Raw genomic sequence first — 15,206 nt, 5'->3', positions numbered from 1 at the left:
AAAAATAGAGCAAAGGGAGAGATTTTTATGCTGAAAAAGGAAGAATTAGATTTAGCGCGCATTAAGGCGGTCACCGAAGCTGGTGGAACATCCGGAAACGAATTTAGAGTTACAAGACTTATGAAATCAGCGCTTGAGGGCTATGCAGAAGAATTTGACTATGATAATTTGGGATCGTTGATTTGTTTGAAAAAAGGAAAGGGGAATGGACCGCGAGTAATGGTATCTTCCCATACCGATGAAATTGGGTTCATAGTACAAAAGATTGAGGAAAGCGGGTTGATTAGAGTCATGTCACTCAACCGCTGGTGGACCCATACACTTCTTGGACAGGAAGTCTTAATTCATACTAGCTCTGGAAAAGATGTTCCTGGACTATTTGGAGTACATTTCCCAGACGAGGATAAAAACCCGGATCGAATTCGGGAAATGAGTGAATTATATATAGATACTGGTGTTAGAGGAAGGGAAAATGTTCTGGAATTAGGTATTCAACGAGGAGACTCAGTCACAATTCGTGTTGACTTTAGGGAAATGGCTGATCCAGATGTAATGATGGCAAAAGCTTGGGATGACAGAATTGGCGTCAACATCATAATAGATGTAATGAAACAGCTAAAGGGGCATGAACATGAAAGTGATGTATTTGTTTGCGGAACTGTACAAGAAGAAGTCGGGTATAGGGGAGGAAAAACGGCTGGTTACAAAGTAAAACCCGATATTTCAATAACGGTTGACGTAGCCAAATGTGACGATTTTCCTGGAAGTGATCCAGATGGGCATAAACTAAAAGGTGGGGTTGTAATTCGGCATTACGATAGTAAAATAATCGGAAATAGAGAGCTTAGTAAATTTATCCAAGAAGCAGGAAGAGACTTGGGCTACCCAGTAGACATTATCGTGCAAAACTATGGTGGTGGGGAAGCACATGAAATTCACAGGTTGTTTGATGGTATTGTAACAATATCCTTATCAATACCATCATTATATATTCTGTCGCCACGCGCATTCGTCCATAAGGACAGATATATCGCCACAGTAAATACACTTGTTGAAGTGATTAAACGTTTAACAAATGATGATTTACAAAGATTTAAAGAAAGTAATAGATAATAAAATAATTGAGAAAAGAGGAGATCATATTAAAAGGATCTCCTTCTTTCTTAGACATTGTGATGATTGATGATTCCAAACAATAATGAGGTGGCATAAGTGGATTGGATAGGACTGGCAAATGCAAAGAGAGAACAAATTATTAATGAAACAATAGCATTGATAAAAATTGATTCCACAGAAGATAAATCTACAGCTGATGAATCAATAAATGCTCCTTATGGTAAAGGACCTAGGGAGGCATTGAATCTTTTTTTAGCCCAGTCATCAAGAAAGGGTTTTACGACCGTAGATTTTAATGGGCATGTCATCAGAGTTGAGTATGGAGAGGGGGATGAAATAGTTGGGATACTAGCCCATCTTGATGTTGTACCTGCGGGTGAAGGATGGAATACAAATCCTTTTGAAGGAGTGATTGAAAACGGTAGAATCCACGGCCGTGGGAGTATTGATAATAAGGGACCCGCCGTAGCGGTATTAGCGGCGATGGAAATTGTGCGTTCGATAATCGATGAACCAAAGCGAAAAGTTCATTTCATACTTGGATGCAATGAAGAAACTGGCATGGGCTGTCTTAAGTATTATGCAGAAAAAGTAAATGAACATCCAACCTTTGGAATGACGCCGGACAATTCATTTCCAGTAGTCTATGGAGAAAAAGGAATAATGCAATTTATAATAAAGGGAAGTCATTATAGTGTTATAAAAAAACTAAATGCCGGTTTACGTGGAAACATTGTACCCAATAGAGCAAGTGCCTTAGTCGATGTCAGTGGAAAAGACCAAGCATCGATAATAAAATCCTTCATGGCCTATAATGAAAGAAATAGGACATCCGGAAAAATCAGCTATGACGGTACCCTTGCTACAGTTAGTTTAGAAGGGGTTTCAACCCATGCTCAAATGCCAATGTTTGGAATAAATGCAATTACACATTTACTAGATTGGATTGGGCAAGAATTTAATGACAAATTTGCTATAGAAATAACTGATTTATGTAAAGAATGGGATGGAAGTGGATTTGGAGTTAACTACTATGATAAATATTTTAAAAATTTAACTATGAATCTTGGAGTCATTAATATTAATGAAACAGATTTTGATCTCCTTATTGACATGAGGTATCCAAAAAGTATAAATCAAGAAGAACTAATAAGGAAGTTGAGAACTAAAGTTAGTATTGACAGGTCATGGATGTTTGAAATCACATCAAATACACTACCACTTTTTGTAGACCCCAATAGTGAATTTGTTAAAACATTAGAAAGAATATACAGGGAAATAACAGGTGATACAACAACTCCACTTCAAACAACAGGCGGCGGAACCTATGCCCGTATCTTTAAAAATCATGTTGCCTATGGCCCACTTCCACCCGAAGGGACAGTAGAACTTCCTAAAGGAGTCGGGACACTTCATCAAGCAAATGAAGCAATTGAAATTGAACAACTAGTAAATTTATGTGCAATCTATGCCAAAGCAATATATGAATTTTTAAGTTCTGCAGAAGATGTAATATGATGTCCTACCGATAAGTTGGTCATTATAAAAAGTACCTATTAAACTTCCAGACAATAAAACACCTCCACCGTCACATCAAACAGCATAAACATATCCTGGAAGTACGCCTCGTCGACTAACTTGTCCAACACACCTTTGAAGTACCTCTGTAAATTACGGATTGCTTTCTTCTTCGTTGCCATGACAGTGATCATCAGCGCACGATAGGCAAGGCCTTGGAAACATGCTTGTCGTCTCTAACTTCAACATACGTCCGTCCAGAGATGGCCCTGTGAATTTCGTAGAATACAAGGGATAGTTGTGTATCATCAATTGTTCCGGCAAGTAGATCTATTATTCGACTGAACAGACTTGTGGATAACTTTTACAATTCCTGTGGAGACGTGTAGTTGAGATCTTGAGATGCTAATATAGATTTAATAGGAAAAGCTTTTGCTTGGAAAATTTTCCTAGTTGTCATGACGTTTGTCATTCTTGTCCCGGTCGTCCATTTTCCTCTGGTCATCGAAGAGGAAAATGATATAAATGTTGGCGCGTAGCCCGCTCATGAGGAGGAAGTAGTGGACTTTTTTAATGATTTCTAGTTTGATGAGTTTGCGGATGGCGCGACAAACAGTTACGTTTGATTTTCCCGTAGCGTCTTCGATTCTTCCATGTTTCAAATGAGCCGCACCATATTTCACCGAATAGCGACGGATGACGTCGAGTACTTGGCGATCCGATTTCGTCAAGTTGTCCCGATGAAGTGAAAGCTGCTGTTCTGCAACTGCGTCCATTTCTTCAATTGTGCTGAATTTTGAGTGGGCTTTCTAAGCACATATTATTTGGGGGAACTATCCGGAATCGAAGGAGTTAATTAAGAAATTACAACAAGATGATGAATTAGATATAATAACTGTTATCGAACTTGATGATTACGGCCACTAAAATGTATCACCTCTGCCATCTTTCTTACCACCAGTTGATAACGAATGTACCAGCGAATGACAGGCGATTACCGATTCATACCTTTGTATAATGAATGAGCACACCTTTGGGAGTGACATTTTTTATATCGAAGGTATTTTTTTTATGATTCATTATCGTGAAATCTTGGACCTAAATGGGGAGGGAATCAGTCTCAGGGGCATTAACGTAAGGACGAAAATAAAACTAAAGTAGAGTGCCTATGCGACAAACTATTCAGTTTGTTAACTATAATTGAATGAGAAAGAGAAAGTATTGAAAGGCCAGCCGTCTTAAGGAAACGGCTAACTTTTCTATGAATGTTCATACAGTTAGTTGAATTGTCATAAGCGTGTACTGCGCAGGCATTATAAAATATGGTATGCAATTCATTAATTAATTGAATATTCCGCATTATATATAATGTGTGGATTTAGTATTTAGGCTAGTGTATATTGATAATAATTAGTAAAGGAGAAATATTATGATAAGTTCAAGAAGCGTTAAAGGCTTAAAAATGGAGGTTTATTTTAAGCTGAAGGAAGACATAACAAATGGAACATTAAAAGATCATGTATCAATCACTCAAAAGAAAGCACTTGAACTCTATGGAGTGAGTGGAACCCCCTTTCGGGAGGCTGTTCAAATTCTAGAAGCAGAAGGCTGGGTTTATTCCCTTCCTAATAAAGGTGTATATGTTAGCCCATTGACGATTAAAGAGATTGAAGAGATTTTTGAGATTAGGAATATTATTGAATGCGCAATCGCAAAAAAAGTATCTCAATCCTTTGATGACAATAAAAGAAGCGAACTACAAGATTTGATTGATCTAATGAATCCAGACTCCAGCGTGCAAACTGATTTGGAATTCACAAATCTAGATTATCTGTTTCACAAAACCTTGAATGAGTACTCGGATAACAAGAGATTGTTTGTTATGACGGAACAATTATACGACATGATGAAAAGGATAGGAAATATAGTTTTGAAAAAACCATCTAGAAGAGAAGAGGTAATAAGAGAGCATAAAGATATTCTACAAGGAATTATAGATGGGAATCCTGAAAGCGCTATCAAAAATCATTTTAATAATGTCGAAAAAACTATTAAACTGAATTATTGAAAAGACGGCTTGCGTTGGCCAAAGTGTATTTTTAATTAAAGGGGGTGGTTGCAAAAAAAAGTGCGTAAGGGTTATGGGAATAATAAAAAACATTGGGGGCTAGAAAATGAAAAGTATGAGGAAAGCATTCGTTGGTATATTATTTGGGGTGTTGTTAGTTGTGTTAGCTGCATGTGGCGGTGGAGATTCAACGGGCAGTGCAGACGATGGTGTGCAAAAAATTACAATCAAGCTTTCCCATGAAGTGGCGGAGAATACCTCGCAGCATGCTGGATCAATTGCTTTTAAAGAATATATTGAAAAAGAGTCTGATGGAAAAATTAAAGTGCAGGTATATCCTAATGGGCAACTATTTGGAGATAAAGATGTTTATCAAAATTTAGTTGCAAACAATGTTCAGTTTACACAACAAGATATGTCGAAATTGGTTGGGGATGATCCTCGTTTTAATCTTGTATCGTTGCCTTTCTTATTCGAAGATAACGATGAGGCTACAAAGTTTTGGGACAGTGAAAAAGGAATGGAAATTCTTTCATCATTGGAAAAAGACGGAGTTTACGGCTTGGCTATGTGGCCTAACGGACCTAAACACTTTACAAACGACAAGAGAGCATTGAAATCTCCCGAGGATTTTAAAGGATTAAAATTCCGAACTCAAGGTGGACAAGTTCTGGAAGATGTATTTAAAGCAGTTGGCGCAAGCTCAGCTACAATACCTTTTACGGAATTGTATACAGCATTACAGCAAGGAACGGTTGATGGACAAACAAATACATTCGTAAATATCAATTCCAAAAAGTTTGATGAAGTTCAAAAGTACATGACGATTATTGGAGATACACGTGTCGATCTTGCTTTTTTTGCAAACAAGGAATTCTTAGATGGTCTGAATGAGGAAACGAGAGAAATTGTAGATGGTGGTATTAAAGCTGGAACTGATGCCGCCCGGAAAGCTGCAAATGAAATGGCGGTTGAAGCACTTGAAAAAATCAAGGAACGTGGGAATATCGAGATTTATGAACTTTCGGAAGAGGATATTAATGAATTCAAAGAACTTTGGGCTCCTATTTATGAGAAGTATACGCCAATAATTGGTGAAGAGTATATTAAAGCCGCTCAAGAAATCGGTAAATAATTTCAGGTTAACTATTAGTGAACGACAAGATGACTCCTTATATAAGAATCTTGTCGTTCACTTAATAGAAAGGAGTGTAATTATGAAGGGGAGAATACTTGCAAAGTTAGAAGTGGTTGAGGAATTCATTACTTCTTTCTTTTTCATTGTAGGATCGATTATTTGTCTATTCGGTATCTTTATGCGTTATGTAATGAACCATCCGATCATCTGGACGAATGAACTATTTGAAATATTTATGGTGACAGCTATATTTATTGGATTCGGAATTGCTTTAAAAGAGAATCACCATATTAAAGTGGATTTGGTTTATGAGAAATTGCCTCCATTTATGAAAAGAGTCGTTGATATTGTAAGTAATCTACTTGGTGCAGGATTTAGTATTTTTCTAGCGGTCATGGGCGTAGAAATGGTAAATGTTGCACGCGAACAGGGAGGGGTTAGTATAGATTTAGGTATCCCACATTGGATTACATATTTGGCGATGCCAGTAGGTATGGGATTGTTAGGATTATACTTTATTGTTAAAACCTTTAATGCAATTCGTGGAAAAGACTTAGATGTCGAAAATAGCAATGATGATGTTCAAAATATCTTTTAAAGAAAGGGGGAGAAGGACGTGAATACAACCATAATATTAATCGTTTTATTTTTTGTCCTATGTTTAATTAGGGTGCCCATTGCGGTAGCTTTAGGACTATCAAGTTTAGTTGCACTTAGTATAATTGATTTTACAATGTATCCGGTAATATATAAAATGTTCATCTCTTCAAGCTCCTCTGCCTTGATGGCAATTCCGGGTTTTGTGTTTGCAGGAATTATTATGGCAAGGGGCGGAATCTCATACCACTTAATCGAAGCGCTAAAATCCTGGATAGGCCATTTAAGAGGTGGATTGGCACTCGTAACGATTGCGGCATGTATGATTTTTGCAGCGATTTCGGGTTCTAGCCCAGCAACTGCCGCAGCTGTTGGAGGTGTAATGATTCCTGGAATGGTAGAAGCGGGATATAGTAAACGTTATTCAATGGGGCTCGTAGCAGCAGCAGGTACTCTAGGAATCTTATTACCACCTTCAATTCCACTTATCATCTATGGGGTTGTTTCCGAAGAGTCAATTGGTAAACTTTTTGCGGCGGGAATATTGCCTGGTATATTGCTTGGGGTTATTTTAATGATTTCCGCTGTTATTAATGCAAGAAAAAACAATTACGGTCAGCTGCCAAAGCAGGATATGTCTCAAAGATGGGGTAAAACGCGCAAAGCATTATGGGGATTTTTCCTGCCACTTCTAATCCTAGGGGGGATCTATTCAGGTGCAATGACACCAACAGAAGCTTCATTTGTGGCAGTGTTGTATTCATTTTTCATCTCCGTGTTCATATATAAAGAAATGAAAATGCCTGTCTTTAGAAAGGTTATCAGAGAATCGATTAATATTACCGCGATGATTTTTCTGATCATTTCGGCAGCAACTATTTTCGGTATGTTTTTGACAACTGAACAAGTTCCGCAAAATTTAGCGTATTGGATAGAATCGACTAGTACAAATAAATGGGCATTCATTATTGGTGTAAACTTATTGTTTTTTGTTTTAGGTATGTTCTTAGACGCTGTGTCGATTATTCTAATAACATTGCCGATCCTACTCCCGATCCTACTCTTATTTGATATTAATTTAATTCACTTTGCAATTATTATGACGATAAATATGGAACTTGGAATGATTACGCCTCCGGTTGGTTTAAATTTATTTGTCGTAAGTGGAATTTCAAAAGAGAAGATTGGGGAAGTGGTTTATGGTGTTTTACCGTTTTTCGGACTCTTATTTATTGGACTAGTTTTGGTTATTTTATTCCCGGAAATCTCACTCTTCTTAACTCGTTAAAAATAGCAATAATGGAGGTAAGTTTCGTATGAAGAATAAAGATATATTGACATATGATTTGTTTGAAATTGCCGAGCTTATAAGAGAGAAAAAGGTCTCCCCTGTCGAAGTGGTGAATCAGCTGTTAGATCGTATAGATTCAGTAGATGCTTCCCTCAATTCATTCATAACCGTACTTGACAAGGAAGAGGCATTGGCACAAGCCTTGAAAGCGGAAAAGGAAATCGAGTCGGGTGTCTATAAGGGGCCTCTTCACGGCGTACCGATTGGCGTTAAAGATATGATTTATACAAAAGATATGAAAACGACAATGGGCTCGGAGATCTATCAGGATTTTATTCCAACTTATGATGCATTTGTCGTCGAGAAACTTCGAGAAGCAGGTGCCATTATTATTGGTAAACAAAATACCCACCAATTTGCGTATGGACCTACGGGGGACCGTTCTCATTACGGACCTGTACATAATCCGCATAATACTGAAAAAATGACTGGTGGTTCAAGTAGTGGTTCGGCAGCTGCTGTAGCAGCTAATTTATCTTATGGTTCTTTGGGAACTGATACTGGTGGATCTGTTAGAATTCCGGCATCGTTTTGCGGAGTTGTCGGAATGAAACCGACGTTCGGGAGGGTGAGTAAACGAGGCGTTTATCCACTATCTTGGAACCTTGATCATGTTGGACCAATCACACGATCCGTTTTGGATAATGCTTTATTATTGAATGCAATTGTGGCTTATGATGAACAAGATCCAAACGCTGTAAAAAGCGAAGTTGAAGATTTTACAGAAGGTATTGAAAATGGCATAGAGGGTTTAACAATTGGACTGCCAACAAAATTCTTTTTTGATGACATGAATGAGGATGTAAGACGGAGTGTAGAAAATAGTATCAATGTTTTACGTGAAATGGGTGTAGTGTTTAAAGATGTAGAGTTACCTGATATGAATGAAATAACGGAATCGCATAGAGTGATACTCAGAAGTGATGCTTATGAACTTCATGAAGAGCATTTGAAAGACCATCCAAATAAATGGGACGACGAAGTGAAAGAACGGCTCTTAACAGGGGTAGAAGAAAAGGGATCTTCTTATTCTAGAGCATTGAAAGCGAGACAGAATGCAAAAGCGCAATTTAATAAGGTGTTTGAAGAAGTGGATGCTATATTAACACCTACAGTACCAATTTTGCCGCCAAAAATCAATGAACGCCATGTTGAATTAAATCAGGATAAAGAACAGCATATACGATGGACGATTATAAAATTGACGGCACCAACTAATTTTACAGGTTTGCCAAGTTTGTCTGTACCATGCGGTTTTTCTAAGGATGGAATGCCAATTGGAGTCCAGTTTATTGGTAAGGACTTTAACGAAGCATTACTGTATAAGATTGGATATGCTTTGGAGAAGGAGCTATCAATTAATAAAAGGGAAGTATTGCTTGGTTAAAAGAGAAGTCGCCAAAATAGCAGTCAAATTAAATGGCTTATTGAGAAGTTAAAAGGGGAAAATATGAAAAATTACAACATAGCTTTGATTCCAGGTGATGGGATCGGGCCAGAAGTAGTAGCTGAAGGTGTAAAAGTATTAAAAATGATTGAAGAAATGGATTCTAGATTATCTTTTTCTTTCAATGAATTTAATTGGGGTTGTGAAAACTATATAGAGACTGGGAAAATGATGCCTGATGATGGAATTGAGCAGTTGAAAGGATATGATGCGATTTATTTGGGGGCTGTTGGTTATCCTGGTGTGCCTGACCATATATCATTAAGGGAACTGCTAATTAAAATCCGGAGGTCATTCGACCAATATGTTAATCTACGCCCGGTTACCTTGCTGAATAATTCTTTGACACCGTTAAAAGGAAAGTCTGAAAAAGATATTGATTTTCTGGTTATCCGTGAAAATAGTGAGGGAGAGTATTCAGGGGCAGGCGAATGGCTATTTAAAGGAAAGCCGGAAGAAGTGGTATTGCAAACAGGAGTGTTTACGAGAAAAGGGACGGAGCGTATCATCCGTTATGCCTTTGCCGAAGCTCGAAAAATGAAAAAAACATTAACCAGTGTTAGTAAGGCGAATGCACTGAATTATTCCATGGTTTTTTGGGATGAAGTTTTTGAAGAGGTGGGCAAGGAATACCCAGATGTGACCACATATTCGTATCTTGTGGATGCTGCTAGTTTATATTTTGTAACTCAACCGGAACGATTTGAGATTGTTGTAACTTCCAATCTATTTGGTGATATTTTGACGGATATCGGAGCAGGGATTACGGGAGGAATGGGTCTGGCGACAGGGGCTAACATTAACCCAGAGCGAACATTCCCATCCATGTTTGAACCGGTACATGGATCAGCCCCGGATATTGCCGGAAAAGGCATAGCGAATCCAATTGCAGCTATATGGTCTATTAGTCAGATGATGGACTTTTTGGGGTATCCCGACTGGTGTACAAGAATTCTGACAACAATCAAAACCATTGTAACAGAAAAAGACGTACTCACGCCTGATATGGGTGGTAATTCCTCCACACAACAAGTTGGAGATAGGGTCATCGAACTTCTTAAGAACCCGTCCACTGGGTTTCAACAAATTGGGGATGAGTAAACGGTATTTTGTTACTGGAATAAGCCGAAACACAATCAAACCAGCGCGCAACGAAACAATCAACCACGCAAATAAAAAAGAAAGCGACCATTCAATTAATCTGGTCGCTTTCTCTCACTTCTTATTTCTCAGCTTATCAAGCAACTACTAACCTTATCCTTTATCCTTTCTGTTTCATCCCCCAAAACTGCGGCACGTTGAATGTAATGTACGAAAAAAAGCGACATAAACATATTTGGTGAAGTGAACCCCAGTGGTATTTGATTTTGTCGCTCTTCTATTTAAGGATTGCACGACTTCAATACGGTTTCTGAAAAACGTGTCTCTGTACGATGCGGTTCGATGTTCCATGGCACTTTACTATCTCTCGCAAAATAAACATGGCACTCATATTGCATCCTCATTGAATCAGTATTGTTCCACTTTTCATCTTGTCCGAATTCGCTCTCAATGATATAAAAAGAATGTTTAATATGCTGTTCATCCAGTTTCCCATCTTCCTTTTTGAAGACAGAGAATTTCGGATAGATACTTAATGATAATGTACCTTTTCTGTCAATCCACTCGATCTTTTCAAAGTAATCATCATAATCCATCATGCCAATTTCCTCATCCGTCTCTAGCTCTCCAACCGCAATCACCTTATCTTTATTGCTGAAACTTCCTTTTGTCATGACATCAGGAAAATTCCATTTACTATTATGAAATTCAATCGGCGTCACTTCAACGCCATATTTATCTGCATTTTGTTTTGTGTTTGTGAACCCTATTACATAAGGAATGAGACCAGGAGCTACTTTATATTTTTCCACGAGCTCCCAAAACCTCTTATCTTCTTTCTTTTTATGTTTTATTCCAGCTGCGTGACCAAAGTTTGTGATATACTGATTTCCACTTTGGAGATGTTTTTCAATCAATGCACCGTAATAGAACTTATTCTTTTCAAATCGCCCATCCACAACATCGTAAAATGCAGGTCGGATCATCGCATCGATAGCATGGAAAAGACTCATATCCCCAGTCTTCAAGCCGTACTCCATTAATCCTTTTTTAGATTTGTCTCCATTGTACCCGTCTAACGCTTTGAGAACATCCTCCTGCGTATAAACATGCTCCTTCTGATATTTGTTAAGAGCCTTCACTCTTTCTTCGGCGGATACTTCCCCTATGTACCCTGAAAATTCGATTGACAGTACCAACCCTGCAGATAATATCCATACACCTGCAATTCTTCTTACTCCCTTAAGAGCCGTCAATATTCCATCCTTATCTGTTTATTTTCAGTTGGCGAGCAATAGTTATCAGAAAAAATAATTTTTGTGTGGTATAATAGACATAAAAAAATAGAAGGAGTGTTACCTAATGACTAAAACACATATTATTTGGGGGGACTATCCGGAAACAAAGGACTTAATTAAAAAATTACAACAAGACGATGAACTGGATATAATAACGGTCATCGAACTTGAAGCGAAAAATAGTTTTTTGAGGAGAAAAGGTGATATTATTTATGCCTCAAAGGATTATGTGGAACATGCGCGGAATATCGAAGTAACCGAGTTCCACTATTATTATATCCCCCCATCCAAACGAATAGATGGAGACGCTTGGAAGGTTAACAAGATGAATGTAATGATCCATTGATTTTTTTTGCTTACATAAGGATGATCTCTTTACCCATGTCGAATTAGGGCCATCAGCTTTACTGACCATTCTACTATGGTCAACAAAGCTGATTGGCTCTTTTTTTTGTTATATATCCAAACTCTTAGTAATTCAATAAGGACAATAAAACCCCTCAACCTGTGCGTCAAACAGCATGAACATATCCTTGAAATACGTATCATCGACCAACTTGTCCAATACACCTTTGAAGTATCCCGGCAAATTGCGGATCGCTTTCTTTTTTGTAGCCACCACAGTGATCATAAGCGCACGATAGGCAAGGTCTTCGAAGATGTGCTTGTCGCCTTTATAGATTTCATATTTCAACATGCGTCCAGAAATGGCCCGGTGAATTCCGTAGAATTCACGGGCTAATTTTGTGTCTCCGATTGTTCCTGCAAGCAGTTCTTTCATCCGACTGAACAGACTTGTGGATAACTTTTGCGATTCCGCAGGAGACGTGTAGTTAATATCTTTAAATCTTAATAGAGATTTAGAAAGTAGAGCTTCATCCTTTGAAACTTGCTTGTCATCCTCGTTCTGATGCGGTTTGTCGTCATCATCCCGGTCGTTCATTTTCCCCTGGTCATCGAACGGTAAAATGATGTAAATGTTGGCGCCGAGACCGCTCATTACGGGACGGATGTAGTGAACCTTTTCAATGATTTCTAGTTTGACGAGTTTGCGGATGGCGCGACGGACAGTGATGTTTGATTTCCCCGTAGCGTCTTCGATCGTTCCATGTTTTAAATGGGCTGCACCGTATTTCACCGAATAGCGGCGGATGACGTCGAGCACTTGTCGATCCGATTTCGTCAAGTTGTCCCAGTGAAGTGAAAGGTGCTGTTCTGCAGCTGTGTCCATTTCTTCGATAGTGTTGAATTTCGAGTAGTCTTTTAGGTAGTGTGTCATTTCATTTTCCCCTTTTCTTTTTATATAGAGGGGAGTGGTCGAAAAGGATACTCGAGTGGAAAATATTTTTTTATGAGCGGTGAACAAAAATCTAGCAATAATTGAAGTTTGAAAGCGAATAACAATAAAAAGTGATATGAAACTTTACGTTTGTGCTCCAATAATTGAAGTTTGGGCATTCAGAATGAATTTTCTCGAACTGTGAACAATTCAATCCCAGCTTACGATGAAATCACCCGGGAATACGATGTGTCGTGCACGATCGGAAAGGTTTCGTCGTGTTGGAATTTGAAGATGTGTTAGTGCAGTATGAACCGATGATTTCGCATTCGCTTAGAAAGTTGAATATTTACCGTGATCATGAACAGTACAGGCAGGCGGGGAGGGTGGCGTTATGGCAGGCGTGGACAAGGTTTGATGATGAAAAAGGAGATTTTACGCCTTTTGCTTACCGGAGCATCCGCGGAGCGATGTTGGACGAGTTGAAGCGGGAGAGCCGTTTTGAAGAAAACGTCATGCCGACTGAAGATGATGTGCTCGTTTACGTTATTGGGGGTGCGGGAGAAGATGATGGATTTGACCGTCTCCATGACGCGATTGAACGGCTAAGCCCTTCCGAAAAACGCTTATCCAATCGATTTTTGTCGAAGGGTGCAGCTTGGCGGAATGTGCCGATCGTTTCGGTATTTCAGTCGCCGGGGTGAAGAAAAGGCGGCAGAGGATGTTGAAGAAGCTGAAGGAGTTGATAGAGGAAGAGGTGTAGGATATGGTCAAGACAAGGGTTTTCTGCGGATGCGGAAAACCCTTTTTAGGTGTATTTTATCTACACTTAGACAAAACACTACAAAATAATTATAAAAATCCCATAATTGGTTGATTATTTATTTCTTTCGAACTATAATGAAAGCAATGATAAATGGGAGGTGGATTCTATTTATTGTTTGGATAAAAAAGAATTAAATACGCTAGCAGTTTGCTCCATAAATCATTGCACTACGACCGCCTATTAATAGAAGGTACGAGTTTTTGATTCGCGGGATCATATTGGATAGTGTAAGCAAATAGATGAATGTATAACAATCAACGCCATATATAAGGAAGTCATGAAGACTATATATTGTTTTTGAGAGATGGCACGAAATGATTGAAAGCGCTTACTGACGTCAACACAATGATTGCGAATCCTTCAGGCTGGACAGTGCAGGAATGGCTGCAGCTTTTGGGAGGTGATCACGAAAATTGGAAAGTCCCCGAGTGTCTGAGTCTGCGGAGACCCACTCGAGGACTTGCTAGCCGGAGTGTACCGACCTATAGGTCAGTATACTCCTTTTTTAACAACAAAGTAAGGGTTAACTAAAAAAGGGGGATTTGAAAATGGAAATGAAAGAAAAATATATAGTAAACGATAAAACAAGCATTATTTTACCAGAGTTTGACGAGAACGGTAACTTGCTTTCGGTAGTGATGGAAGAGACTGATATGTTTAAAGTGAATATCGAGCCGACGGATTTGATCGATTTTAGCCTTCGCCGCTACGGTTCCAGCCTAAGGGGAGCGAGAGACGGAGCACGCACGCTTTTAGGGGAAATCTCCATGCCGCCGATTGTGTTGAATTTGTCGAAGAGCGTCTACTGGTTTCCGAGCATGTCTCCAGACAAGAAGGACTGTGTTTGGCTTGCTGCGAACCATGTCAAGGAGTACGAGGCGATTGATAAAAAGCAGATGAAGGTCGTATTGAATCACGGCAGCGAAGTCATTCTAGATTGGAGTCAATATTCATTTGAGAAGAGGTATTTGCGAGCTTTCATGCTGAAGCATAAGATTGAGGGACAGACTCCGTACGGCGCTGTTTCCGAGTCGAAGGCGGGCTATTTCATTCGGAAGAAAGGCAAGGATAGGAATTATCGTAAGTTTGATAAGTGAGGGGTGTGTAGGGAAGGAGAAGTCAACTGGGTGATCTGGTTGACTTTTTTTGGTGTTTTCAAGTGGCTGAATTGTGCCTGTTGGTTATGCAAAAGAAGCGTGAAGGTGCAAGGCTGATTGCAACGAAACGAATGCGGGTCGTAACGCAATGAACGTGCCGCGCAACGAAACGAATGCGAGTCGTAACGCAAAGAACGTGCTTTGCAACGAAACGAATGGGGGTCGTAACACAAGGAATGTGCTGCACAACGAAACGAATGTGGGTCGCAACGCAAGGAAAGTGAATATAGTGCTTTGGATGGCGCGACGGCACCTTGTAAAGTTTAAATAAAATAGTACAATTTCCCCCTCTACAGCGGCACGCTAAAAA

Annotated in this window: 16 protein-coding genes; 12 read left to right on the top strand and 4 right to left on the bottom strand. The window is 39.1% G+C overall.

Annotation, left to right across the window (positions count from 1 at the left end; translation table 11 throughout):
• Positions 1-27: 27 nt before the first annotated feature.
• Together ACR65H_RS00715 and ACR65H_RS00710 are read left to right on the top strand one after the other, a co-directional pair.
• The gene (locus ACR65H_RS00715) at positions 28-1,113 is read left to right on the top strand and encodes a M42 family metallopeptidase (RefSeq protein ID WP_440498140.1); all 1,086 of its coding nucleotides are present in this window, start codon (positions 28-30) and stop codon (positions 1,111-1,113) included.
• A gap of 99 nt (positions 1,114-1,212) precedes the next feature.
• Positions 1,213-2,634: a Sapep family Mn(2+)-dependent dipeptidase gene (locus ACR65H_RS00710; RefSeq protein WP_440498139.1), complete on the top strand. Its 1,422-nt coding sequence runs from the start codon at positions 1,213-1,215 to the stop codon at positions 2,632-2,634.
• 38 nt (positions 2,635-2,672) lie between these two features.
• Here the strand turns inward: ACR65H_RS00710 and ACR65H_RS00705 are convergent, their stop codons facing one another.
• Together ACR65H_RS00705 and ACR65H_RS00700 are read right to left on the bottom strand one after the other, a co-directional pair.
• Positions 2,673-2,816 (bottom strand): hypothetical protein, encoded by a 144-nt coding sequence (locus ACR65H_RS00705; RefSeq protein ID WP_440498138.1) that lies wholly within the window; start codon positions 2,814-2,816, stop codon positions 2,673-2,675.
• A gap of 267 nt (positions 2,817-3,083) precedes the next feature.
• Entirely contained in the window at positions 3,084-3,410 is a 327-nt protein-coding gene (locus tag ACR65H_RS00700) for a hypothetical protein (protein WP_440498137.1), read from the bottom strand.
• A gap of 653 nt (positions 3,411-4,063) precedes the next feature.
• On the opposite strand from ACR65H_RS00700, the gene ACR65H_RS00695 reads away from it, so the two are divergent.
• From ACR65H_RS00695 to ACR65H_RS00670, 6 genes are all read left to right on the top strand, one after another.
• Positions 4,064-4,702, top strand: a complete 639-nt coding sequence (locus ACR65H_RS00695) for a GntR family transcriptional regulator (RefSeq protein WP_440498136.1) — start codon at positions 4,064-4,066, stop codon at positions 4,700-4,702.
• A 106-nt stretch (positions 4,703-4,808) separates the two neighbouring features.
• Positions 4,809-5,837 (top strand): TRAP transporter substrate-binding protein, encoded by a 1,029-nt coding sequence (locus tag ACR65H_RS00690; protein WP_440498135.1) that lies wholly within the window; start codon positions 4,809-4,811, stop codon positions 5,835-5,837.
• 82 nt (positions 5,838-5,919) lie between these two features.
• The gene (locus ACR65H_RS00685) at positions 5,920-6,438 is read left to right on the top strand and encodes a TRAP transporter small permease (protein ID WP_440498134.1); all 519 of its coding nucleotides are present in this window, start codon (positions 5,920-5,922) and stop codon (positions 6,436-6,438) included.
• Between the two features lie 18 nt (positions 6,439-6,456).
• Positions 6,457-7,725 carry a TRAP transporter large permease gene (locus ACR65H_RS00680; RefSeq protein WP_440498133.1) on the top strand — a complete coding sequence of 423 codons (1,269 nt, stop codon included), beginning with the start codon at positions 6,457-6,459 and terminating at the stop codon, positions 7,723-7,725.
• A gap of 28 nt (positions 7,726-7,753) precedes the next feature.
• Positions 7,754-9,175 (top strand): amidase, encoded by a 1,422-nt coding sequence (locus tag ACR65H_RS00675; RefSeq protein WP_440498132.1) that lies wholly within the window; start codon positions 7,754-7,756, stop codon positions 9,173-9,175.
• Between the two features lie 63 nt (positions 9,176-9,238).
• The gene (locus ACR65H_RS00670; RefSeq protein ID WP_440498131.1) at positions 9,239-10,336 is read left to right on the top strand and encodes a tartrate dehydrogenase; all 1,098 of its coding nucleotides are present in this window, start codon (positions 9,239-9,241) and stop codon (positions 10,334-10,336) included.
• A 281-nt stretch (positions 10,337-10,617) separates the two neighbouring features.
• Here the strand turns inward: ACR65H_RS00670 and ACR65H_RS00665 are convergent, their stop codons facing one another.
• On the bottom strand, positions 10,618-11,592 hold the full coding sequence (locus ACR65H_RS00665) for a DUF2599 domain-containing protein (RefSeq protein WP_440498130.1): 975 nt from the start codon (positions 11,590-11,592) through the stop codon (positions 10,618-10,620).
• Positions 11,593-11,698: 106 nt separating this feature from the next.
• Here ACR65H_RS00665 and ACR65H_RS00660 point away from each other — a divergent pair, with 106 nt between their 5' ends.
• The gene (locus ACR65H_RS00660; RefSeq protein WP_440498129.1) at positions 11,699-11,980 is read left to right on the top strand and encodes a hypothetical protein; all 282 of its coding nucleotides are present in this window, start codon (positions 11,699-11,701) and stop codon (positions 11,978-11,980) included.
• A 132-nt stretch (positions 11,981-12,112) separates the two neighbouring features.
• Here the strand turns inward: ACR65H_RS00660 and ACR65H_RS00655 are convergent, their stop codons facing one another.
• Positions 12,113-12,913: a hypothetical protein gene (locus tag ACR65H_RS00655; RefSeq protein WP_440498128.1), complete on the bottom strand. Its 801-nt coding sequence runs from the start codon at positions 12,911-12,913 to the stop codon at positions 12,113-12,115.
• Positions 12,914-13,167: 254 nt separating this feature from the next.
• Here ACR65H_RS00655 and ACR65H_RS00650 point away from each other — a divergent pair, with 254 nt between their 5' ends.
• The 3 genes from ACR65H_RS00650 (at position 13,168) to ACR65H_RS00640 (ending at position 14,836) form a co-directional block, all read left to right on the top strand.
• Positions 13,168-13,617, top strand: coding sequence for a sigma factor (locus tag ACR65H_RS00650; RefSeq protein WP_440498127.1), 450 nt, complete (start codon positions 13,168-13,170; stop codon positions 13,615-13,617).
• Positions 13,572-13,676 carry a hypothetical protein gene (locus tag ACR65H_RS00645; RefSeq protein ID WP_440498126.1) on the top strand — a complete coding sequence of 35 codons (105 nt, stop codon included), beginning with the start codon at positions 13,572-13,574 and terminating at the stop codon, positions 13,674-13,676. Before ACR65H_RS00650 ends, ACR65H_RS00645 begins: the two co-directional genes overlap by 46 nt.
• Positions 13,677-14,287: 611 nt before the next feature.
• Positions 14,288-14,836, top strand: a complete 549-nt coding sequence (locus tag ACR65H_RS00640) for a competence protein ComK (protein WP_440498125.1) — start codon at positions 14,288-14,290, stop codon at positions 14,834-14,836.
• The last annotated feature ends 370 nt before the right edge of the window (positions 14,837-15,206 follow it).

This window comes from Sporosarcina sp. SAFN-015 (genome assembly GCF_059415085.1).
The sequence above is the reverse complement of the archived record's forward strand: the minus strand, read 5'-3'. Positions and strand labels throughout refer to the sequence as shown.

Bases quoted from the DNA above. Each gene is read 5' to 3' on its own strand.
- ACR65H_RS00715 (WP_440498140.1), top strand. From the start codon at position 28: ATGCTGAAAAAGGAAGAATTAGATTTAGCGCGCATTAAGGCGGTCACC.
- ACR65H_RS00705 (WP_440498138.1), bottom strand. From the start codon at position 2,816: ATGGCAACGAAGAAGAAAGCAATCCGTAATTTACAGAGGTACTTCAAA.
- ACR65H_RS00700 (WP_440498137.1), bottom strand. From the start codon at position 3,410: ATGGACGCAGTTGCAGAACAGCAGCTTTCACTTCATCGGGACAACTTG.
- ACR65H_RS00695 (WP_440498136.1), top strand. From the start codon at position 4,064: ATGATAAGTTCAAGAAGCGTTAAAGGCTTAAAAATGGAGGTTTATTTT.
- ACR65H_RS00690 (WP_440498135.1), top strand. From the start codon at position 4,809: ATGAAAAGTATGAGGAAAGCATTCGTTGGTATATTATTTGGGGTGTTG.
- ACR65H_RS00685 (WP_440498134.1), top strand. From the start codon at position 5,920: ATGAAGGGGAGAATACTTGCAAAGTTAGAAGTGGTTGAGGAATTCATT.
- ACR65H_RS00675 (WP_440498132.1), top strand. From the start codon at position 7,754: ATGAAGAATAAAGATATATTGACATATGATTTGTTTGAAATTGCCGAG.
- ACR65H_RS00670 (WP_440498131.1), top strand. From the start codon at position 9,239: ATGAAAAATTACAACATAGCTTTGATTCCAGGTGATGGGATCGGGCCA.
- ACR65H_RS00660 (WP_440498129.1), top strand. From the start codon at position 11,699: ATGACTAAAACACATATTATTTGGGGGGACTATCCGGAAACAAAGGAC.
- ACR65H_RS00655 (WP_440498128.1), bottom strand. From the start codon at position 12,913: ATGACACACTACCTAAAAGACTACTCGAAATTCAACACTATCGAAGAA.
- ACR65H_RS00640 (WP_440498125.1), top strand. From the start codon at position 14,288: ATGGAAATGAAAGAAAAATATATAGTAAACGATAAAACAAGCATTATT.